Below are 21152 nucleotides of genomic sequence, written 5' to 3'. Positions count from 1 at the left end.
GCAGAAGGCCCCGTCCAGTTTGGATGGGGCCTTCTGCGTTACACCAGCGCCTGATGCCGCCACGCGGGAATAGGCTGGGGCCATGATCGATCGCGCCGAATTCTTCACCGCCAAGCTCTCCTACGAGACCGACGCCAGCGACGTGTACGCCGCCCAGAAGGCAGGAGAAGACGTCGTGGTCATCGATGTCCGCTCCGACGAAGCATGGGCGCAGGGGCGCGCCTCAGGAGCCATCCACATGCACTACAGCGAGATCGCCACGCGTGCGCCGCAAGAGATCCCCCGCGAGGCCCGTGTTGTCGTCTACTGCTGGAGCCCCGGCTGCAACGCCGGTGCCAAGGGTGCGCTGGAGTTCGCCAAGCTCGGCTACGACGTCCGCGAGATGATCGGCGGGTTCGAGTACTGGGCGCGCGAAGGCTACCCCGTCGAGGATCACGATGGTGTGCACCGCCGCCCCATCGACCCGCTCACCGGAGTCCCCCGCATCCGTACCCGCGCCTGACACCTCCGCCCGGAGAGCAGCGAAGCGGCAGTCATCGCGCCTCATCAGCGCACGAAGAAACGCCCCGGAGAAATTCTCCGGGGCGTTCTCTCTGTCTTACGGGACTGACTCAGCGAGCGAAGTGTCCGCGGTAGTACTCGTAGACCCATCCGACGATCGCGACGAGGAAGATCGCCACACCGATCGGGAGCAGGAACTGTCCGACGGCCATACCGACCAGGAACACACCTGCTGACGCAGCCAGCACCATCGGCCACCAGGACCACGGGCTGAACTCGCCGAGCTCCGGGTCACCGTCATCGATGTCAGCGGTCAGGATGTCCTCGGGCAGCTCGCCGCCCTGTGCCTTGTACGTGCGGTCGAGGTAGACCCCGATCATCGCGGACATGAAGGCGATGAACAGAAGCGAGATCGTACCGACCCACTCCACCTTCGCTGCACCGACGAGCTCGGGATACGCGAGAACGTGCCACACCGTGTAGGCGGCCGAGACCACCAGGAAGAAGACGGCGAGGATCCACCAGACGACAATATTCGAGCGCATGGCTTACTTGGCCTCTCCGTTCGCACCGGACATAGCAGGCTCCGCAACACCGACCGGGTGCTCTGCAGCCTCGGGGTGGTTCAGGTCGAACGCCGGACGCTCGCTGCGGATACGCGGGATCGACGTGAAGTTGTGGCGCGGCGGCGGGCAGCTGGTCGCCCACTCGAGCGATCCACCGTAGCCCCACGGGTCGTTGACCGTGACCTTGGGCGCCTTACGAGCAGTGATCCAGACGTTCAGGAAGAACGGCAGCATCGAGGCACCGAGGAGAATCGCACCAATAGTGGAGACCTGGTTCCCCCATGTCCAGCCATCAGCTGCGGAGTAGTCCGCGTAACGACGCACCATGCCATCGACACCCAGCCAGTGCTGGATGAGGAACGTCATGTGGAAGCCGATGAACAGCATCCAGAAGTGCACGTAGCCGAGTCGCTCGTTGAGCATGCGTCCCGTCCACTTCGGCCACCAGAAGTAGAAGCCGGCGAACATGGCGAACACAACGGTTCCGAACACGACGTAGTGGAAGTGCGCCACCACGAAGTACGTGTCGCTGATGTGGAAGTCCAGCGGCGGCGAGGCGAGGATGACACCGGTCAGGCCACCGAACACGAACGAGACCAGGAAGCCGAGCGAGAACACCATGGGCGTCTCGAACGTGACCGAACCTCGCCAGAGCGTTCCGATCCAGTTGAAGATCTTCACACCGGTCGGCACTGCGATCAGCATCGTCATCAGCGCGAAGAACGGTAGCAGCACGCCACCGGTCACGTACATGTGGTGAGCCCACACAGAGACCGACAGAGCTGCGATCGAGATGGTCGCGTAGATCAGCGTCTTGTACCCGAAGATCGGCTTGCGACTGAACACCGGGAAGATCTCAGAGACGATACCGAAGAACGGCAACGCGATGATGTACACCTCTGGGTGCCCGAAGAACCAGAACAGGTGCTGCCATAGGAGCACACCACCATTGGCCGGGTCATAGACGTGCGCACCGAGGATGCGGTCGGCGGCGGCGGCGAAGATCGCTGCGGCGAGCACCGGGAAGGCCATCAGGATCAACAGGCTGGTGATCAGCGTGTTCCACGAGAAGATCGACATGCGCCACATGGTCATACCCGGTGCACGCATCGTGATGACGGTGGTGATGAAGTTCACGGCTCCGAGGATCGTTCCGAAACCGGACATTCCGAGGCCGACCATCCACAGGTTTCCACCTGCGCCTGGCGAGAACGATGCATTAGCAAGCGGCTGATAAGCGAACCAGCCGAACGAAGCCGCACCCTGCGGGGTGAGGAAGCCGGCGACCGCGATGATCGAGCCGAAGCCGAAGAGCCAGAACGCGAAGGCGTTCAGTCGCGGGAACGCCACGTCGGGCGCGCCGAGTTGAAGCGGCAGAATCGCGTTCGCGAAGCCTGCGAACAACGGCGTCGCGAACATCAGCAGCATGATCGTGCCGTGCATCGTGAACAGCTGGTTGTACTGCTCCTTGGTGGGAACGATCTGCATTCCAGGAGCGAACAGCTCGGCACGGATGACAAGAGCCATCACACCACCGAGGAGGAAGAACAGCACAGAGCTGATCAGGTACATGTACCCGATCGTCTTGTGGTCGGTGGACGTGAGCCACTTTACGACGATGTTGCCCTTCTGCTCAGTTCGAGACGAACTCAGCAGAGCGGCCTGACGGGCCGGGAGCGCAGTGGGGCGAGCACCAGCCGGCTGGCTGGGTGCCTCAGTGGTGGTAGTCATGAGGATTACTCTCCCTCTTCCTCGGAGTCCGTACCCGGAGCACCAGTGCCCGGGAGGTTGCCGAGTCGGTCATACGCGTTGTTGATGTCGCCGACGTTGCCCTCATCACGGAGGTCTTCGATGTAGGCGTCGTACTCATCCTGCTCGACGACCTTGACGTTGAACATCATCATGGAGTGGTATTCGCCGCACAGCTCGGCGCACTTGCCGTCGTACTCGCCGACACGAGTCGGGATGAAGGACCAGGAGTTGTCCTTGCCGATGAACATGTCCTTCTTGTAAAGGAAGTCGATGATCCAGAACGAGTGAGCGACATCGCGCGACTGAAGGCTGATCTGCACCTTCTGGTCGACGGGGAGAACGAGCGTCGGAAGCGCTTCCTTGTCGATGTTTCCGTCGGTGTCGGGCTGAGCCTGGACACCCATGGTCCACACGGCGTCAGAGAGATCGTCATCGTCGCCCGCGTACATGAAGTCGAACGCCCACTGCTTGCCGATCGCGGTGATCTGCACATCGGCGTCGTCACCCCACTGCGTCTCGATCTCGGCCTGGTCTCGCGCGGTGAAGAAGAACATCGCACCGACGAGGATCAGCGGGATCACCGTGTAGAAGATCTCGATCGGCATGTTGTACCGCATCTGGACCGGAAGGCCGGTCTGGCCTTTACGGCGGCGGTATGCGATCGCGGCCCAGCCCATGAGGCCCCAGGTGATGAGACCGACGACGAGAAGCACGATCCACGAGTTCACCCAGAGCGACGCGACACGGTCGGTCTGGTTCGTGGCGGCAGTGCCGTCTTCTACAAAGCCCGGGAGGAATCCGTGAAGCTCGGTGGGAGAACATCCCGCCAGGGCCACGGCTGCCGCAATTCCTACAGGAATAGCGGCCCAACGAAGGCGGCGTTTCGAGGGCACGATGCACCTTTCAAGATCGCGGACAGGGCTCACCCAGTCTAGGGCAAGCTCACACCTGATTCATGCCAACCACGCAGGCTGGACACGGCTTATGTTCAGTGGAAGCTGTCGCCGCAGGCGCAGCTGCCAGCCGCATTGGGGTTGTCGATCGTGAAACCCTGCTCGGAGATCGTGTCCTTGAAGTCGATGGCAGCCCCATCGAGATACGGAACGCTCATGTTGTCGACGATGACCTCTACGCCGTCGAAGTCAATGGTCTCGTCGCCGTCGAGGTAGCGCTCGTCGAAGTAGAGCTGGTAGATGAGCCCTGAGCATCCGCCGGGCTGGACTGCGACGCGCAGACGAAGATCATCGCGGCCCTCCTGCTCCAGAAGGTTCTTCACCTTCGTCGCAGCGGCAGAGGTGAGGGTGACGCCATGGGGAGTCTTGGTCTCGGAAGTGATGGTCGTGTCGCTCATGTCGCTCCTTATGACAGGCCGCGCGTACGCACGGCTGGCTTATCTGTGATTCTACCGCCGGGTGCCGAAGAAGGCTCCTTCAGCGCGCATTCATCCGGGTGAGCATGAGCGCTTCGGTCAGCACCGCGTGGCGGAACGTCTCGAGGTGCAGAGATTCGTTCGGGCTGTGCGCTCTCGAATACGGGTCTTCTACCCCGGTCACGAGGATCTGCGCCTCGGGGAACTCGCGAACGAGGTCGGCGATGAACGGAATGGAGCCGCCGACGCCGAGATCGACCGGTTCGGCGCCGTAGCCGTCTGCCATCGCCTGGCGGGCCATCGATACTGCCCATCCGCTGGTGTCGACGAGGAACCCGTTGCCGAGATCGACGTCGGAGAACGTCAGCTGCGCGCCGAACGGCTCATTCTCGCGAAGGTGCTTCTCCAAAGCTGCATACGCCTCCTCACCGCTCTGTCCCGGTGCAACGCGAGCGCTGATGACCACAGAGACCTCGGGAAGCAGAGTGTTGGATGCCGCTTCCACACTCGTCGCGTCGATTCCGATGACCGTCACGGACGGCTTGTTCCAGATACGGCTCAGAATGCTGTCGCGACCGATCGGGGTGACACCGGGAAGCAGGCCGGTCTCGTCGCGCAGGGTGGCTTCGCCGTACTCGGGCGTCGGCGCATCGCGTTCAGTCAGACCCGCCACAGCGACGGCGCCGTCAGCATCCCACAGCGTCGACAGCAGCCGCACGGTTGCCATCATCGCGTCGGGCACCGCTCCCCCGAACATCCCGGAGTGGGATGCGTGATCCAGCGTGCGCACCGTGAGCGTGAATCGTGCGTTTCCTCGCAGCGAGACGGTGAGCCCCGGGGTGGTCGAGTCCCAGTTACCCGAGTCCGCCACGACGATCGCGTCGGCACGCAGGGCATCGGCGTTGTCGCTGAGGAACTGAGTGAACGAGCGTGAGCCGTATTCTTCCTCACCTTCGATGAACATCGACACGCCGAGATCGAAGTCACCGCCGAGCACTTCGCGCACTGCGCGCAGAGAAGCGATGTGCGACATGATGCCCGCTTTGTCGTCTGCCGCACCGCGACCATAGAGCCGCCCGTCGCGCACAGTCGGCTCGAATGGCGAGGTCTCCCACAGCGCGTCATCTCCCGGAGGCTGCACATCGTGGTGGGCGTAGAGCAGAATCGTGGGCTTGCCGTTGCGCGCAGCGCGCGTAGCGAGAACGGCCGGCTGGCCCATCTCATCAGTCCCCGGCACAGCGGCGCGCAAGACGCGCACCTCATCGAAGACGCCTGTTTCTCTGGCGAGTTCGGCGACGCGCTCCGCGCTGCGCTCGAGCTGCGTCTGGTCGAATGATGGCCAGGCGATGCCCGGGATGCGCACAAGATCACCAAGGTCTGACAATGCGCTCGGGATGCCGAGGTTCACCGCCTCGGTGACAGCGGATTCGGTATCGGGGCCAGCTGTGGGCGGGACAGAAGTCATGCGAGTAATCTTAAGGCTTCACCGCATTCTGATTCGAGGAGTTCCGTGGCCACTTCCACCCCATCGACGAACGACGAGTCCCCCGAGGCCCCGGTCGCCGGCAAGGGACGGCCGACGCCGACTCGTGCGGAGCGCGAAGCCGCTCGCCGCCGCCCACTCGTCGCCGACACCAAGGAAGCACGCGCTGCCGCCAAGGTGCAGCTGCGCGAGCAGCGGGATCGAGCGCAGGCAGGCATGGCCGCGGGCGAGGACAAGTACCTACCTCCCCGCGACAAGGGCCCGCAGCGCCGCTGGGTGCGTGACTACGTGGATGCTGGCTGGCATCTGTCCGAATGGGTGATGGCACTGATGGTCGTCGTCATCCTCGTCTCGCTCGTACCGGACCCGACGTTCTCGTTCTACGCCTTCATCGGACTCTGGGCCTTCATCGTGCTCGCCGTGCTCGGCATGGTCATCCTCGGTGGGCGCGTGAAGAAGAAGGCCGCCGCGAAGTTCGGCAAGGACCGTCTCGAGAAGGGCCTTGGCTGGTACGCAGCGATGCGCTCACTGCAGATGCGCTTCATGCGCCTGCCCAAGCCTCAGGTCAAGCGCGGCCAGTACCCCGCCTGATTCACAGCCCTCGGTTGATCTGCCGCGCCCACAGTGGGCCGCGGTAGAGGAAGGCCGTGTATCCCTGAACGAGGGTGGCGCCGGCATCCAGTCGTTCGCGAACGTCGGATGCTGTCTCCACTCCCCCGACGGAGATCACACAGAACTCGCTCGGGACGGCTTCGCGGACGACGCGCAGCACCTCCAGCGAACGTTCACGCAGCGGGGCGCCAGAAAGCCCGCCTGCGCCGGCTGCTTCGACGACCGCTGGATCGGTCACAAGCCCCTCGCGACCGATCGTCGTATTGTGAGCGATGATGCCGTCGAGACCCTCGGCGACGGCGAGTCGCGCGATTGCGGCGATCTCGTCGTCGGAGAGATCTGGGGCGATCTTCACCAGCAATGGCGTTCCGCCCGCTGCTGCCTTCACCGCTCGCAGCAGGGGCGCGAGGGTCTCAACGGCCTGCAGACCGCGAAGGCCTGGGGTATTCGGTGAGGAGACGTTGACGGCGAGATAGTCAGCCAGCGGCGCGAGCTTCGCAGCGCTCTCGACATAGTCGGCTGTCGCGTTCTCGACGTCGACGACCCGGCTCTTGCCGATATTGACGCCGATGATCGTCTTCGGGCGACGGCGCCGCAGCTTCGCAAGCCGTTTCGCCGCGGCATCCGCACCTGCGTTGTTGAAGCCCATTCGGTTGATCACGGCACGGTCGGGCACGAGGCGGAACAGGCGCGGTTTCGGGTTGCCATCCTGTGGGATGGCCGTCACGGTGCCGATCTCGACATGACCGAATCCCAGAGCCCCAAGGCCACGCACGCCCACTGCGTTCTTGTCGAAGCCGGCCGCTACTCCGAACGGCGAGTCGAAGGCAAGACCGAGCGCATGAACCTGCGCTCCCGGAGCCGGCGCACACAGCGCACGTGCAGCCCACGAGAATGGCGGGGCACCGAGGACTCGGATGACAGCCATCCCGGCGTGGTGCGCGAACTCAGGATCGAAGCGCGACAGAACGGTGCGAAAGAGGAAGGGATACATCCCTGCCAGATTACCCGTCGGCGGCTGTTGCCTCTGACCTCGCGTGGTCGGCCCGCAGATCAGTGATCGCCGTCTCGAAGTCCTCCAGCGACTCGAAGGCCTGGTAGACCGAAGCGAACCGCAGGTAGGCGACCTCATCGAGATCGCGCAGCGGCCCGAGAATGGCCAGGCCGATCTCGTTGGCATCGAGCTGTGAGACACCGGTCTGACGCACGGCCTCTTCTACCCGCTGCGCGAGGACGGCGAGGTCTGCCTCTGTCACGGGGCGCCCCTGGCAGGCCTTGCGCACTCCCGAGATGACCTTCTCACGGCTGAACGACTCCATGACCCCGGAGCGCTTGATCACGTTGAGGCTCGCGGTCTCGGTCGTAGTGAATCTGCCACCGCACTCCGGGCACTGCCTGCGCCTGCGGATCGAAAGTCCGTCATCGCTGGTACGAGAGTCGATCACACGAGAATCAGGATGGCGGCAGAAGGGACAGTGCATGGTGTTACAGCGTAGTCGCTGCGCCGTCGCCTTCCTGGAAGCGCGCTTCGATTGCCTCGCCGTGAGCGGGGAGCACCTCAGCGTTCGCCAGCGCGACGACGCCTTCACGCACCGCTGCGAGGGCAGAGTGGTTGTACGAGATGACCTGCTGGGGACGCAGGAAGGTATAGGCACCGAGCCCGGGCGCATAGCGCGCCTGTCCCCCGGTCGGCAGCACGTGGTTGCTCCCCGCCATGTAGTCTCCGAGGCTCACCGGTGTCTGATCGCCGACGAAGATCGCTCCCGCACTGGTAAACGTTCCCGCTGCTTCCTGCGCATCTTCGAGGTGCAGCTCGAGGTGCTCCGGCGCATAGGCGTTGCTGAATGCCGCAGCCATCGCGCGATCGTCGACGAGGACGATCGCGGACTGCGGACCCGACAGTGCAACGTCGACACGCTCGGCGTGCTTCGTCGCTGCGGCGAGCTCTGCGAGGTGAGCGGTGACGCGCTCGGCAAGAGACGCATCGTCGGTGACGAAGACGGCGGATGCCTGCTCATCGTGCTCGGCCTGGCTCACGAGATCGGCAGCGATGAGTCGCGCGTCTGCGGCACCATCGGCGACAATGAGGATCTCGGTCGCTCCAGCCTCGGAGTCCGTTCCCACGACGCCTGCCACTGCGCGCTTGGCCGAGGCGACGTAGTTGTTGCCCGGACCGGAGACGACATCAACGGGATCCAGATCGAGATCGGCCACACCATGCGCGAAGGCGCCGATTGCGCCCGCACCGCCGATCGCGTAGATCTCGGTGATCCCCAGCAGCCCGGCCGCAGCAAGAATCGTCGGGTGGATGCGACCGTCTTGATCTGCCTGCGGCGGTGAAGCCAGCGCGATCTGCTGCACCCCTGCGACCTGCGCGGGCACGACGTTCATGATCACGCTCGACGGATAGACCGCTTTGCCTCCGGGAATGTACACACCGACCCGGTTCACCGGCTGCCAGCGCTGCGTAATGAGCGCGCCGTCGCCGATCTGCGTCACACGGGTATCAGGCACCTGCGCTGCGGATGCCTGGCGCACGCGGCGAATCGCCTCTTCGAGTGCTGCCCTGATCTGCGGAGTCAGCGACTGGACAGCATCCTGGATGTGCTGCGCGGGCACGCGGATCTCGTGCCCAGTGACGCGATCGAATTTCTCGGCCTGAGCGCGGAGAGCTGCCTGCCCATCGGTGCGAACGTCTTCAACGATTCGCACCGCGGTCTCGAGCGCTTCTGCGCGCGCCTGAGCTGCGCGCGGGACGGCTGCGAGCATGTCTGCCGGCGAGAGCTGCTGCCCTCGAAGATCGATCGTGCGCACGTCAGCCTTTCGTGATGTCTGCGATTTCGTGGAGGTAACCGATGCGTCCGTCATCATGTCGGATGACGTAGGCACCTCCTCGATCTTCGACGACGAGAGCCCAGGCATCCGGACCGATGCGGAACAGCGGTTCCCCCTGCTCATCGACGACGTCGCGCTCGGTGGGAGCGAGCGCCCAGAACGGCTGAGGCTGGCGGTTTTCTGCCTCGATAACCGGGTCATCCTCGATGACGAGCGTCTCGTTGGAAGAACGACGGTAGGTGGGAACGTAGTCGTCGTCGAGATCGATGGCCGCACCGATCGCCCCACCTGAGGCGTGCTCGGTCAGCGGGATGCTGCCTCCGAGATCCTGCTGCTCGACGGTCTCATGAGTGATCTCGTCGACCGACTCCTCATCGAATGAGTCGGCGATCTCAGCGTCGAGCTCAACGCCATCGGCGATCGCTGCCGCGGTCGTGGTGCGCTGCGTCGTGCGCTCAGGACGAGGACGGGCGACCACAGGACGCACGGGGTTGGCGTTGCGGTGCGCGAGAGTGACAAGGCGACCGCGGAAGTCTTCACGGAGCCCCGGGATGATCGGGGCGAAGACGGTGACGACGACGAGCATGACGAGCGCTGCCAGCTGCACCCACGGCACCCAGATCACCCCATACGAGCCGTTGAGCACGGAGGCCGAGACGAATTCCCAGATGACCTGGACCCACCAGAGGGCGGCGATCGAGAACACCACCGAGGCGAACTGGTCTATTCCCAGTGATCCCACTCTGCGGATCCCCTCAGGCGAGAACCGACGGAGAACGACCAGGAAGACAGCGACGGTCGGCAGACCGAGCGGGATGATCCAGCTGATGCCCTGCAGCCACAGCGCGGAACCCCATCCGACAGGGATGAACGAGACGACGAACAGCACCAGCCATGCGGCGACGATGAGCAGTTCACGCAACGTGAACCCCAGTATGCCGGGTTGAGGGATGACCTGTTCGGCGTAGAGAACGCCGTCCTCGTCGGAGAAGAGCTCTTCCGGTGCGTCCGTACTCATGGGTCTCGATACTACCCGAGGCAGGTTGGGCCGAGCAGCGATTTCAGGTCACCGAACAGATCCGCAGAGACTTTCACCGGCATCGGCACATCGAACACCTTCGCCGTCTGCCCACGATGCACGCGCAGCACGACCTCAGTTTCACCGTTGTGCCTGCGCAGCACCTCGGCGAGTTCGTTCATCACATGTTCCGTCGCGCGTTGCTCTGCCAGCAGGAGCGAGAGCGGCCCGGCAGTGTCGAACGAGCCGACGTCGGGAGCGAACGCGGATTGGGCATGCAGATTCAAGCCGTCGTCGCGTCGTGACACACGACCGCGGACCGCGAGGATGGCGTCTTGCTGCAGCGTGTGCTGGAACTCTGTGTAGGTCTTGCCCATGAACATCACAGTGACCTCGCCATTGAAGTCCTCGATCGTGATCATGCCGTAGGGGTTTCCACTGGCCTTCGCGACGCGGTGCTGAACGCTCGTGACCAGCCCCGCGACGGTCACCTGGTCGCCATCCTGGAGATCTTCTGATGCGAGCAAGTTGTGAATGGAGATGGACGCGTGCTTCGCCAGCGGAACCTCCAAACCTGCCAGCGGATGATCCGAGACGTAGAGCCCGAGCATCTCGCGCTCGAAGGCGAGCTTGTCCTTCTTGATCCACTCAGGCCGATCCGGGACCTTCGCCGGCGGCGCCTCCTGTGCATCGTAGAGGCTGTCGAAGTCGAATCCGATCGCGCCCTGCGCCTCATTGCGCTTCTGGTCGACCGCGGCCTCTGTGGCATCCTCATGGATCTCCATCAGCGCCCGGCGCGTGTCGCCCATGGAATCGAATGCACCGGCTTTGATCAGCGACTCGACCGTGCGCTTGTTCGAGACATGCAGCGGAACCTTCTTCAGGAAGTCGTGGAAGGAGTCGAAGTTGTCTTTCTCGCGCGCTGCGATGATGCCATCGACGACGTTGCTGCCGACGTTGCGCACCGCTCCGAGACCGAAGCGGATATCCTCGCCCACTGCGGCGAAGTAGTTGATCGACTCGCGGACGTCGGGCGGCAGCACCTTGATGCCCATACGGCGACACTCGTTGAGGTAGATCGCCATCTTGTCTTTGGAGTCGCCGACGCTCGTGAGCAGCGCCGCCATGTACTCAGCGGGGTAATGCGCCTTCAGATACGCGGTCCAGTACGACACGAGTCCGTATGCCGCCGAGTGCGCCTTGTTGAATGCGTAGTCCGAGAACGGTAGCAGGATGTCCCACAGCGCCTTGACTGCCGCATCACCGAAACCGTTCGAGCGCATTCCGCCGTGGAAGCCCTCGTACTGCTTGTCGAGCTCTGACTTCTTCTTCTTGCCCATCGCACGGCGCAGAATGTCTGCCTGACCGAGCGTGAAGCCAGCGACCTTCTGCGCGATGGCCATCACCTGCTCCTGATAGATGATCAGGCCGTAGGACTCCTCGAGGATCTCTTTCAGAGGCTCTTCGAGCTCGGGGTGAATGGGACTGATCGGCTGCAGACCGTTCTTGCGCAGCGCGTAGTTCGTGTGCGAGTTCGCTCCCATGGGACCAGGGCGGTACAGCGCGATGAGAGCCGAGATGTCACCGAAGTTGTCTGGCTTCATCAGCCGCATCAGTGAGCGCATCGGACCGCCGTCGAGCTGGAAGACTCCCAGCGAATCGCCTCGGGTCAGCAGGTCGTACGAGGGGCGGTCATCGAGTTCGAGATGCTCGAGATCGACCTCTTCCCCTCGGTTCGTGCGGATGTTGTCGAGCGCGTCAGAGATGATCGTGAGGTTTCGCAGCCCCAGGAAGTCCATCTTGATCAGACCGAGTGCCTCGCACGACGGGTAGTCGAACTGCGTGACGATCTGGCCGTCCTGCTCACGCTTCATGATGGGGATGATGTCGAGCAGCGGCTCAGACGACATGATCACACCGGCCGCGTGCACGCCCCACTGGCGCTTCAGCCCCTCAAGACCGATCGCGCGGTCGAACACCGTCTTCGCTTCGGGGTCGGTCTCGATGAGCGCCCGGAACTCGCTCGCCTCTTTGTAGCGAGGGTGCTTGCTGTCGAACATGCCGTCCAGCGGCATGTCCTTGCCCATGACCGGTGGCGGCATGGCCTTGGTCAGACGCTCTCCCATGCTGAAGGGGAAGCCGAGCACGCGTCCGGCGTCCTTGAGCGCCTGCTTGGACTTGATCGTGCCGTAGGTGACGATCTGTGCAACGCGTTCTGAGCCGTACTTCGCGGTGACGTAGTCGATCACCTCGCCGCGGCGCCGGTCATCGAAGTCGACGTCGAAGTCGGGCATCGAGACACGGTCAGGGTTGAGGAAGCGCTCGAAGATGAGACCGTGCTCAAGCGGGTCGAGGTCAGTGATCTTCATCGCATAGGCGACCATAGATCCCGCTCCAGAACCACGGCCGGGCCCGACACGGATGCCGTTGTCCTTGGCCCAGTTGATGAAGTCGGCGACGACGAGGAAGTAGCCGGGGAACCCCATCTGCAAAATGATGCCGGTCTCGTACTCGGCCTGTTTGCGAACCTGGTCCGGGATGCCGTGGGGATAGCGGTGGTGCAGCCCGAGCTCGACCTCTTTGACGAGCCAGCTGTCTTCGGTCTCGCCGTCGGGAACCGGGAAGCGCGGCATGTAGTTCGCCGCCGTGTTGAACTCGACTTCGCACCGCTCGGCGATGAGGAGAGTGTTGTCACACGCCTCGGGATGATCACGGAACATCTGGCGCATCTCCTGCGCCGTCTTGATGTAGTAGCCGTCACCGTCGAACTTGAACCGGTTCGGGTCGTCCATCGTCGAGCCGGACTGCACGCACAGGAGCGCTGCGTGCGCATCGGCCTCATGCTGGTGCGTGTAATGCGAGTCGTTCGTCGCGACCAGTGGAATGTTCAGGTCCTTCGAGATCTTCAGCAGATCGCTGATCACACGGCGTTCGATCGAGAGCCCGTGGTCCATGATCTCGGCGAAGTAGTTCTCTTTGCCGAAGATGTCCTGGAACTCAGCGGCGGCGGCGCGCGCGGCGTCGTACTGACCCAGGCGCAGACGGGTCTGGATCTCACCGGAGGGGCACCCTGTCGTCGCGATCAGGCCCTTGCCGTATTTCTGCAGCAGCTCGCGGTCCATCCGGGGCTTGAAGTAGTACCCCTCGAGGCTCGACAGTGAGCTCAGTCGGAAGAGGTTGTGCATGCCCTCGGTGCTCTGGCTCCACATCGTCGTGTGGGTGTACGCGCCGGAACCGGAGACGTCGTCGCTCTTCTGATCCGGAGAGCCCCATGCGATTCGGGACTTGTCGCTGCGATGGGTGCCGGGGGTGACGTACGCTTCGAGGCCGATGATCGGCTTGACGCCCGCGTTCTTGGCCGCGTTGTAGAACTCGAAGGCTGCGAAGGTGTTGCCGTGGTCGGTCACGGCGATGGCTGGCATGCCGTAATCGGCGGCCGCCTGCGTCATCGCGTTGATCTTCGCGGCACCATCGAGCATCGAGTATTCGCTGTGAACGTGCAGGTGTACGAAAGAGTCAGATGCCACGCCTTCGAGTCTACGTCGAGGGCCAGACACCGGGCCCCCGCCCACCTGAAACCCGTCAGTCTCCGCGCAGAATCCCGAGGGCATGCTCGAAGTCGGCCGGATAGCCGGACTCGAACTGCACCCACTCCCCTGTCGCCGGGTGCGTGAATGCGAGCTTGTGCGCGTGCAGCCACTGCCTCGTCAGCCCCAAGCGCGCAGAGAGAGTCGGGTCTGCCCCGTAGAGCGGATCGCCGACGCACGGATGCCGGTGTGCGGCCATGTGCACGCGGATCTGATGCGTGCGCCCCGTCTCGAGGTGAATCTCCAGCAGCGAGGCCCCGGGGAACGCCTCGAGCGTCTCGTAGTGGGTCACCGACGGCTTGCCATCGGGAATGACGGCGAACTTCCAAGAGTGATTCGGATGCCGCCCGATCGGGCCCTCGATCGTCCCTGCCAACGGGTCCGGATGCCCCTGGACCACTGCGTGATAGATCTTCTCGACCGTGCGCTCTTTGAACGCGCGCTTGAGCGCCGTGTACGCCGACTCGGTCTTTGCGACCACCATCAACCCGCTCGTGCCGACATCGAGCCTGTGGACGATGCCAGCACGCTCGGCCGCACCGCTGGTGGCGATCCGGAACCCTGCTCCGGCGAGAGCGCCGAGAACTGTCGGTCCCTCCCACCCCACGGACGGGTGGGCTGCAACGCCTGTCGGCTTGTCGATGACGACGATGTCGTCATCGTGGTAGACGATGCCGAGCTCTGGCACTTCGATCGGAATGATCACCGGCGCCTGCTTCGGCTGCCATTCGACATCCAGCCATCCGCCGCTGCGCAGGCGGTCGGATTTGTCGAGAACCGCGCCATCGAGACGCACTCCGCCTGCGGAGATCACGTCAGCGGCGAAGGTTCGCGAGAAGCCGAGCATCTTCGCAAGCGCCGCATCGACGCGTGCGCCCTCAAGCCCGTCCGGCACGGGCAACGACCGTGATTCCACGATCAGTTGCCCTTCTCAGTGGCCTCGGCCTCGGAGATCCCAGATTCGGCAGTCTCGGACTCGAGAGCCTCGGACTCGACGTGGTCCTTCTCGCGCGTGCCGTCGAAGCGGATGCCGAGAATCACCAGCAGCGCGACCGAGATCATGCCGCACACGATGAAGATGTCGGCGACGTTGAAGATCGCGGGCATCATCCACGGCATCGAGATCATGTCGACGACGTGGCCTACGGCGAAGCCCGGCTCCCGAAAGAGCCGATCTGTGAGATTGCCGAGCACACCGCCGAGCAGGCACCCGAGAACAATGGCCCAGAGCCTGGACTGTAACCCGAAGGCCTTCCAGACGATGATCGCTGCGACAACGGTGAGGGCGATCGTGAAGATCCACGTCACCTCGCTGCCGAGCGAGAACGCTGCGCCGGAGTTGCGAATGTAATACAGCTGGAAGAACTCGCCGATCACGGGGACCACCTCGTGGAGAGGCAGGTTCTCGACCGTGAGGTACTTCACAAACTGATCGGCGGCCAGCACCACCACCGCGAGAATCGCGACGATGATGCCGGCCGCCGACCGACGAATCGGACGATGTTCGACCAAAGGGCTGACCTACAGCCCGATCGCCGAAACCGGTGTCGAGTCGGTCGAAGTCGACTTCTCGTCGAGGTCGCGGAGCTGGCCCTCGATGTAGCTGCGCAGCTGCGTGCGGTAGTCGCGCTCGAAGTTGCGGAGTTCCGTGATCCGAGCCTCGAGCGTGTTGCGCTCGCGCTCGAGACGAGCCGACTCTTCACGCTGCTTGACCTGAGCTTCACTCTGGATGCGGTCGACCTCGGCCTGAGCCTCGGAGATGAGCTGGCTCTTCTTCGCCTCGCCCTCTGCGACGTGCTCATCGTGCAGGCGCTGGGCCAGCTCGATGATGCCGGCAGTGGCGGTCGTGGAGCCGGTTGCGGTCTCGACAGGTGCTGCCGGGACTGCAGCGACGGGAGCCGGAGCTTCCTCGATAACAGCGGCCTGCTCGGCGGCCGGAGCCGCTGCGGCGGGAGCCTCGGCGGGTGTCTCACCGGACTCGTAGGCGGCGAGCTTCGCCTTCAGCTCAGCGTTCTCTTCCAGCGTCTTGCGCCACTCGACGACGATTTCGTCGAGGAAGTCATCGACCTCGTCCGGGTCGAAGCCGTCCTTGAAACGAACGTGCTGGAACGACTTGGTGACGACGTCATCCGGGGTCAGTGCCATTATCTCGGCTCCTCTTTCGATGAGTTCTGTTGCCAGTGTCTGAAGCATGGCGTGTTATTGATGAGGCGCGTACCCGGGGCGCGCGCCTCGTGACAGCATAGTCCCGATCAGATGAATTGCCGCACGATGGACATCAAAATCAGCACTGCGAGCATGGTGAAAGTGAACCCGAAATCGAGTGCCAACGTTCCGATTCGCAGTGGAGGAATGAAGCGTCGGAACAGCCGGATCGGCGGGTCAGTGACCGTGTAGACCGCCTCAGCAGCTACGAGACCAGCACCCTTGGGTCGCCAACCGCGATTGAACAGCGGAATGTAATCAAGAATGAGCCGCGCGAACAGCACGAAGATGTAGATCAGCAGGATCAAGTGAATGATCGATGCGATCCAGGAGACCACCCCGGCCACGGATCAGGACTGGTCGAAGCCCGCGGACTCCGGGTCAGCGCTTGCGATGCCGCCGTGCCCCGAGACAGCGATGTTCTCGGGCGAGAGCAGGAACACCTTGCTGGTGACGCGCTCGATCCGGCCGTACAGTCCGAGGGACAGACCGCTCGCGAAGTCGATCAGACGGCGTGCATCAGCATCCGACATCTGCGACAGGTTGATGATCACCGGAATGCCCTCGCGGAAACTCTCGGCGATCAGCTGCGCGTCACGGTACTGCTTGGGGTGCACAGTGAGGATCTCGTTGACCGCACCGGCCGACGGCTGGCGCACGGCGACGGGGCGACGCAGCGGGGTGACAGGTGCCGGAGCGGGTTCGCTCTGGTCACGCTCACGCTGCGCGCGTGCGGGTGCCGGAGCGAGCTGCTCCTCGTAGGCCTCTTCCTCATCGGCGAGTCCCAGGTACACCATGGTCTTCTTCAGCGGGTTTCCCATCGTGTCCTCCGTGTTCGAACGTGGGCTGATCTGTTTCGAGGTTAACCCCGGTCTGGCCGGGGTCCCGTGATTGCGGAGCCGATCCGCAGGTGTGTCGCACCTGCGGCAATCGCCTCAGTGAAGTCGCCGGTCATGCCGGCGGAGATCCAGGTGGCATTCGGCTTGCTCAGGCGGACGACGTCTGAGACGCCACGCAGCCTTTCGAAGGCTGCCGCCGGCGGCTCATCCAGTGGAGCGACTCCCATCACTCCACGCAGCCGCAGCGAGGGCAGCGTGAGGATGTGGTCAGCGAGCTCTGCCGCGGCATCCGGCTCGATTCCCCCGCGCCCCTCATCCTGTGTGAGATTGACCTGCAGGAGCACGTCGAGCACTCGCTGGTCCGCTGAGTCAACGGACTGCGCCGCCCGATGCAGCGAATCGGCGAGTTTCGCACGATCGACCGAGTGCACGGCATCCGCACCTCGCCGTATGACGCCGGCCTTCTTCGTCTGTGCCTGGCCGATGAAGTGCCAGCGCAGTTCTGCGAGGTCGTCAGCGATCTCGGCGCGCTTCGCGGTGAGCTCCTGCTGCCGGTTCTCCCCCACGTCGCGCACGCCGAGTGCGTACAGGTCGCGTACGAGAGAAGCCGGGTGGAACTTGGTCACCACGATGCGCGTGATCTCGCCGGGGTCTCTGCCCGCCGAGCGTGCGGCGTCTGCGATCTGCTCATCGATCGCAGACAGCCGCTGCGCCAGTTCACCCAAAACGGGCCTACTTCAGGAACTCGGGAATGTCGATGTCATCGTCAGTGAAGGCCGGCTCGAGGCTCGTCGATGCCGCGCGAGGCGCAGCCGGTCGCTCAGCGGACTCCGTCGCGCTCTTCGGAGCCTCGGCCTCTTCGTCGGAGAGAGTGACCTCAGGAAGCGATGCGGGCTCCGGACGCGAGACGATGATCGGGTCAAGACGCTGCGAGGGCTCACCACCGTCGAAACCAGCGGCGATAACCGTCACGCGTACCTCGTCGCCGAGGGTGTCGTCGATGACGGTACCGAAGATGATGTTCGCTTCGGGGTGCGCCGCTTCCTTGACGAGGTCAGCAGCATCGTGGATCTCGAAGATGCCGAGGTTCGATCCACCCTGGATCGAGAGCAGCACACCGTGCGCGCCCTCGATGGATGCTTCGAGCAGCGGCGACTCGACGGCAAGCTCGGCCGCCTTGATCGCACGGTCGGCGCCGCGAGCGGAGCCGATGCCCATGAGAGCCGAGCCCGCACCCTGCATGACCGACTTCACGTCGGCGAAGTCGAGGTTGATGAGACCCGGCGTGGTGATGAGGTCGGTGATGCCCTGCACACCGGCAAGGAGCACCTGGTCGGCCGTGGCGAACGCCTCGATCATCGAGATGCCGCGGTCGCTGATCTCCAGCAGACGGTCGTTCGGCACGACGATGAGAGTGTCGACCTCTTCCTTCAGCTTCGCAACGCCCTGCTCGGCCTGGCTCTGACGACGGCGACCCTCGAACGAGAACGGCTTCGTGACGACACCGATCGTCAGCGCGCCGATCGACTTCGCGATCCGTGCGACGACGGGGGCACCACCGGTACCGGTGCCACCACCCTCACCCGCAGTGACGAAGACCATGTCGGCGCCCGTGAGCGCCTGCTCGATCTCTTCTGCGTGGTCTTCGGCTGCACGGCGTCCGACCTCGGGGTCGGCTCCTGCGCCGAGTCCTCGGGTGAGCTCGCGGCCCACGTCGAGCTTGACGTCAGCGTCACTCATCAGCAGCGCCTGCGCGTCGGTGTTGACAGCGATGAACTCGACGCCTCGAAGGCCGAGATCAATCATGCGGTTGACGGCGTTGACGCCGCCACCGCCGACGCCGACGACCTTGATCACGGCGAGGTAGTTCTGGTTCTGGCTCATGGCCGGCCTCCGATAGTTCGAGCCTGGAAAGAAGGTGAACCTTAAACCTCAACTAGAGGTGTAAAGTATTTCCCGGTATTGCGTTCTCAAGATCGAAGGTATGCGCGATCCTGGCGTGTGCGCGCAGCGACACGGGTGTGTCGGGTGTTCCGGTGCGCAATCGCACTCAACCGGCGACAACCACGTCCGGCGAAGAGACATCGATCGTGCCAGCCGCCGGATTCGCCAGCATCGTCGAGGTCAGAGCGCGCGCTTTCTCGACCGATTTCTCCGCGCTCCCCCAGAAGACGGTCAGTCCGCTCGAGAGCTTCAGCGACACGTCGTCCAGAGTGCTCGCCGAAGCCTCGACGAGCGATCCGCGCACGTCAGCGGGAAGCGAGCGGATCACGAGTCCGACCGACTCGAATGCGTCGGACTCGACCCCAGGTTCCACGCGCAATATCGGCTGCCCCTCAGGAACCTGCGCAGTGGTCGACAGGGCGACTCCCGCGGCATCCACAAGCGTGTAACCGGCATCGGATTCGATCACGCCGATGGGTGTGCGCTCGACGATCCGAACCGTCAGATCATGCGGCGGCTTCGCCCCCAGCGCATAGCTCTCGATCAACGGATATGCCATCAGCGCGGCTTTCACGTCGCTCTCATCCACGAGAGCGAGCGGCGTGCCGATCTGGTCGGCCAGTGCGGCCTGGATCTGTGCGGGGTCGATCGTGGAAGCCCCGACGACATTGATCCGTTCGACCGCGAACAGCGGACTGTACGCCGCGATCGCGCTACCCCCGACCAGCACAATCAGTGCACCGAGGACGCTGAGCCAGATGATCCGGCGCCTGCGAGATCGCTGAGTGAACCGGCGGATCTCGGCGCGCAGACGCTTACGGCGCGCACGAGCGGCCCGCCACACGTCTTTTGCGGTGAGGTCGTCCCACGACTCCGGTTCGGCCTGCGAAATATCGGCGTCGAGACCAGCGGCGCTGGAATGCAGCTCGACTGGCTCGACCGGCTCGTCGGTGAGACGCCGGCGCGCTGGTGCGGCGTACGCCTCCCCCGGTGGAGTCGGAAGCGGTGCCGGGCGGCGCATCGATCAGGCCTCTGCGCCGGGCGCCGGGCGCTGTCGGAGCGATTCGAGCACCTGCGGGATGATCAGGTACACATTGCCGCAACCGAGCGTGATCACGTAGTCGCCCTCTTGCACGATCGATGCGGTGTAATCAGCGGCCTTCTGCCAGTCCGGCACGTAGTGCACGTGATCAGGGTCGGTGAACGCACCGCTGACCAGCTCACCCGTGACTCCAGGCACCGGATCCTCTCGTGCCCCGTAGACGTCGAGCATGACCGTGTGATCGGCGTAGGCCTCGAGCACCTCTGCGAACTCGCGATACATGTGCTGTGTGCGCGAGTACGTGTGCGGCTGCTGGATGGCGATGAGTCTTCCCTCGCCGACGACGCCTCGCGCTGCCTCGAGCGCCGCCTTCACCTCGGTCGGGTGGTGAGCATAGTCATCGAAGACGCTCACCCCGCGCTCCACGCCGTGCAGCTCGAATCGGCGCACGGTGCCCGCGAAGCTCTCTACAGCGCGCACAGAATCGGCGAACGCATGGCCGAGAGCGAGGAGTACCGCCACTGCGCCTGCGGCATTGATCGCGTTGTGCGCACCGGGGACGACCAGCTGCATCCGCTCGCTCGCACCACCGTGGCTGATCGTCGCTGAAACAGGGCCTGACGTGGAGATGTCGGTAAGGCGGACGTTAGCGTCGGCGGCAGTGCCGAACGTGATCACGTTCTGGTGCGAGAGCCCAGCTTTCACGCGCAGTGCACCAGGATCGTCGCTGGAGATCACAACGGCCTCGCCGGCAGCATCCGCGAACTGCACGAATGCGTCGTGGAATGCCTCATCCGATCCGTAATGGTCGAGGTGATCAGGATCGACATTGGTGATGAGAGCGATGGCCGTGTCGTAGAGCAGGAACGTTCCGTCGGACTCATCGGCCTCGATGACGAACAGATCATCGGTTCCCGAGGAGCTCGAGACGCCGAGCTGCTCGATCACTCCGCCGTTGACGAAGTTCGGGTCAGCGCCCAGGGCTTGCAGTGCCGTCACGATCATGCCCGTGGAAGTCGTCTTGCCGTGCGCGCCGGCGACGGAGACGAGCCGGTGCCCGCGAATCAGCCAGTGCAGCGCCTGCGAACGGTGGATGACGTGCAGACCGCGTTCCTTGGCGGTGACGAACTCGGGGTTCTCCGGCCAGATCGCGCCGGTGTGCACGGCGGTGTCGGCATCGCCGAGGTGGGCGGCATCGTGACCGACGTGCACGGTCGCGCCGGCTGCCGCGAGAGCACGGAGGTTATCGCTGTCCGCGCGGTCTGAACCGGACACCCGGATGCCGGCATCGAGGAACATCTTCGCCAACCCGCTCATGCCAGAGCCGCCGATCCCGATGAAGTGGGCGGCGGTGATGGAGTCCGGAATCGGGAGAGAGAGGTCAGGCGTGATCATGTCC

The 21152-nt window shown here is 64.0% G+C and carries 21 protein-coding genes; 2 read left to right on the top strand and 19 right to left on the bottom strand.

The features are described from left to right. Window positions 1–82 precede the first annotated feature (82 nt). The gene (locus ACN0RC_RS10080) at window positions 83–502 is read left to right on the top strand and encodes a rhodanese-like domain-containing protein (protein ID WP_417511301.1); all 420 of its coding nucleotides are present in this window, start codon (window positions 83–85) and stop codon (window positions 500–502) included. 109 nt (window positions 503–611) lie between these two features. On the opposite strand, the gene ACN0RC_RS10075 is transcribed toward ACN0RC_RS10080, so the two are convergent. From ACN0RC_RS10075 to ACN0RC_RS10055, 5 genes are all read right to left on the bottom strand, one after another. Beyond that, a complete protein-coding gene (locus ACN0RC_RS10075; protein ID WP_417511300.1) occupies window positions 612–1046 on the bottom strand; it encodes a cytochrome c oxidase subunit 4 in 435 nt (144 codons plus the stop codon). A 3-nt stretch (window positions 1047–1049) separates the two neighbouring features. Beyond that, the gene (gene ctaD / locus ACN0RC_RS10070) at window positions 1050–2798 is read right to left on the bottom strand and encodes a cytochrome c oxidase subunit I (RefSeq protein WP_417511298.1); all 1749 of its coding nucleotides are present in this window, start codon (window positions 2796–2798) and stop codon (window positions 1050–1052) included. A 5-nt stretch (window positions 2799–2803) separates the two neighbouring features. Then, the gene (coxB, locus tag ACN0RC_RS10065) at window positions 2804–3712 is read right to left on the bottom strand and encodes a cytochrome c oxidase subunit II (protein WP_417511296.1); all 909 of its coding nucleotides are present in this window, start codon (window positions 3710–3712) and stop codon (window positions 2804–2806) included. Window positions 3713–3807: 95 nt separating this feature from the next. Next, window positions 3808–4170: an iron-sulfur cluster insertion protein ErpA gene (gene erpA, locus ACN0RC_RS10060; RefSeq protein ID WP_417511294.1), complete on the bottom strand. Its 363-nt coding sequence runs from the start codon at window positions 4168–4170 to the stop codon at window positions 3808–3810. Window positions 4171–4249: 79 nt separating this feature from the next. Then, entirely contained in the window at window positions 4250–5653 is a 1404-nt protein-coding gene (locus ACN0RC_RS10055) for a dipeptidase (RefSeq protein WP_417511292.1), read from the bottom strand. 45 nt (window positions 5654–5698) lie between these two features. Here ACN0RC_RS10055 and ACN0RC_RS10050 point away from each other — a divergent pair, with 45 nt between their 5' ends. After that, the gene (locus ACN0RC_RS10050) at window positions 5699–6262 is read left to right on the top strand and encodes a DUF3043 domain-containing protein (protein WP_417511290.1); all 564 of its coding nucleotides are present in this window, start codon (window positions 5699–5701) and stop codon (window positions 6260–6262) included. Between the two features lies 1 nt (window position 6263). On the opposite strand, the gene ACN0RC_RS10045 is transcribed toward ACN0RC_RS10050, so the two are convergent. From ACN0RC_RS10045 to murC, 14 genes are all read right to left on the bottom strand, one after another. After that, window positions 6264–7277, bottom strand: coding sequence for a quinone-dependent dihydroorotate dehydrogenase (locus ACN0RC_RS10045; protein ID WP_417511288.1), 1014 nt, complete (start codon window positions 7275–7277; stop codon window positions 6264–6266). 10 nt (window positions 7278–7287) lie between these two features. Further along, the gene (gene nrdR, locus ACN0RC_RS10040; protein ID WP_417511286.1) at window positions 7288–7764 is read right to left on the bottom strand and encodes a transcriptional regulator NrdR; all 477 of its coding nucleotides are present in this window, start codon (window positions 7762–7764) and stop codon (window positions 7288–7290) included. Window positions 7765–7768: 4 nt separating this feature from the next. Beyond that, on the bottom strand, window positions 7769–9097 hold the full coding sequence (gene hisD, locus ACN0RC_RS10035; RefSeq protein WP_417511284.1) for a histidinol dehydrogenase: 1329 nt from the start codon (window positions 9095–9097) through the stop codon (window positions 7769–7771). A 1-nt stretch (window position 9098) separates the two neighbouring features. Further along, window positions 9099–10136: a hypothetical protein gene (locus ACN0RC_RS10030; RefSeq protein WP_417511282.1), complete on the bottom strand. Its 1038-nt coding sequence runs from the start codon at window positions 10134–10136 to the stop codon at window positions 9099–9101. Window positions 10137–10147: 11 nt separating this feature from the next. Further along, window positions 10148–13615: a DNA polymerase III subunit alpha gene (gene dnaE, locus ACN0RC_RS10025; RefSeq protein WP_417511681.1), complete on the bottom strand. Its 3468-nt coding sequence runs from the start codon at window positions 13613–13615 to the stop codon at window positions 10148–10150. A gap of 103 nt (window positions 13616–13718) precedes the next feature. After that, the gene (locus ACN0RC_RS10020) at window positions 13719–14639 is read right to left on the bottom strand and encodes an RluA family pseudouridine synthase (protein ID WP_417511280.1); all 921 of its coding nucleotides are present in this window, start codon (window positions 14637–14639) and stop codon (window positions 13719–13721) included. Between the two features lie 2 nt (window positions 14640–14641). Next, complete coding sequence (gene lspA, locus ACN0RC_RS10015; RefSeq protein ID WP_417511278.1) at window positions 14642–15235, bottom strand: signal peptidase II; 594 nt, start codon at window positions 15233–15235, stop codon at window positions 14642–14644. A gap of 9 nt (window positions 15236–15244) precedes the next feature. After that, window positions 15245–15868: a DivIVA domain-containing protein gene (locus tag ACN0RC_RS10010; protein WP_417511277.1), complete on the bottom strand. Its 624-nt coding sequence runs from the start codon at window positions 15866–15868 to the stop codon at window positions 15245–15247. Window positions 15869–15975: 107 nt separating this feature from the next. Continuing rightward, window positions 15976–16275, bottom strand: a complete 300-nt coding sequence (locus ACN0RC_RS10005; RefSeq protein ID WP_417511275.1) for a YggT family protein — start codon at window positions 16273–16275, stop codon at window positions 15976–15978. A gap of 3 nt (window positions 16276–16278) precedes the next feature. Next, the gene (locus ACN0RC_RS10000) at window positions 16279–16749 is read right to left on the bottom strand and encodes a cell division protein SepF (RefSeq protein WP_417511273.1); all 471 of its coding nucleotides are present in this window, start codon (window positions 16747–16749) and stop codon (window positions 16279–16281) included. Window positions 16750–16790: 41 nt separating this feature from the next. Continuing rightward, window positions 16791–17492 (bottom strand): YggS family pyridoxal phosphate-dependent enzyme, encoded by a 702-nt coding sequence (locus ACN0RC_RS09995; RefSeq protein ID WP_417511272.1) that lies wholly within the window; start codon window positions 17490–17492, stop codon window positions 16791–16793. A 7-nt stretch (window positions 17493–17499) separates the two neighbouring features. Next, window positions 17500–18651 (bottom strand): cell division protein FtsZ, encoded by a 1152-nt coding sequence (gene ftsZ, locus ACN0RC_RS09990; protein WP_417511271.1) that lies wholly within the window; start codon window positions 18649–18651, stop codon window positions 17500–17502. Between the two features lie 166 nt (window positions 18652–18817). Continuing rightward, window positions 18818–19732 carry an FtsQ-type POTRA domain-containing protein gene (locus tag ACN0RC_RS09985; RefSeq protein ID WP_417511269.1) on the bottom strand — a complete coding sequence of 305 codons (915 nt, stop codon included), beginning with the start codon at window positions 19730–19732 and terminating at the stop codon, window positions 18818–18820. Window positions 19733–19735: 3 nt separating this feature from the next. After that, window positions 19736–21148: a UDP-N-acetylmuramate--L-alanine ligase gene (gene murC / locus ACN0RC_RS09980; protein WP_417511267.1), complete on the bottom strand. Its 1413-nt coding sequence runs from the start codon at window positions 21146–21148 to the stop codon at window positions 19736–19738. Window positions 21149–21152 lie beyond the last annotated feature (4 nt).

Origin of the sequence: Microbacterium sp., assembly GCF_048259935.1 — a bacterium.
Classification (GTDB): domain Bacteria; phylum Actinomycetota; class Actinomycetes; order Actinomycetales; family Microbacteriaceae; genus Microbacterium.
This window is presented reverse-complemented; position numbering and strand designations above follow the sequence as displayed.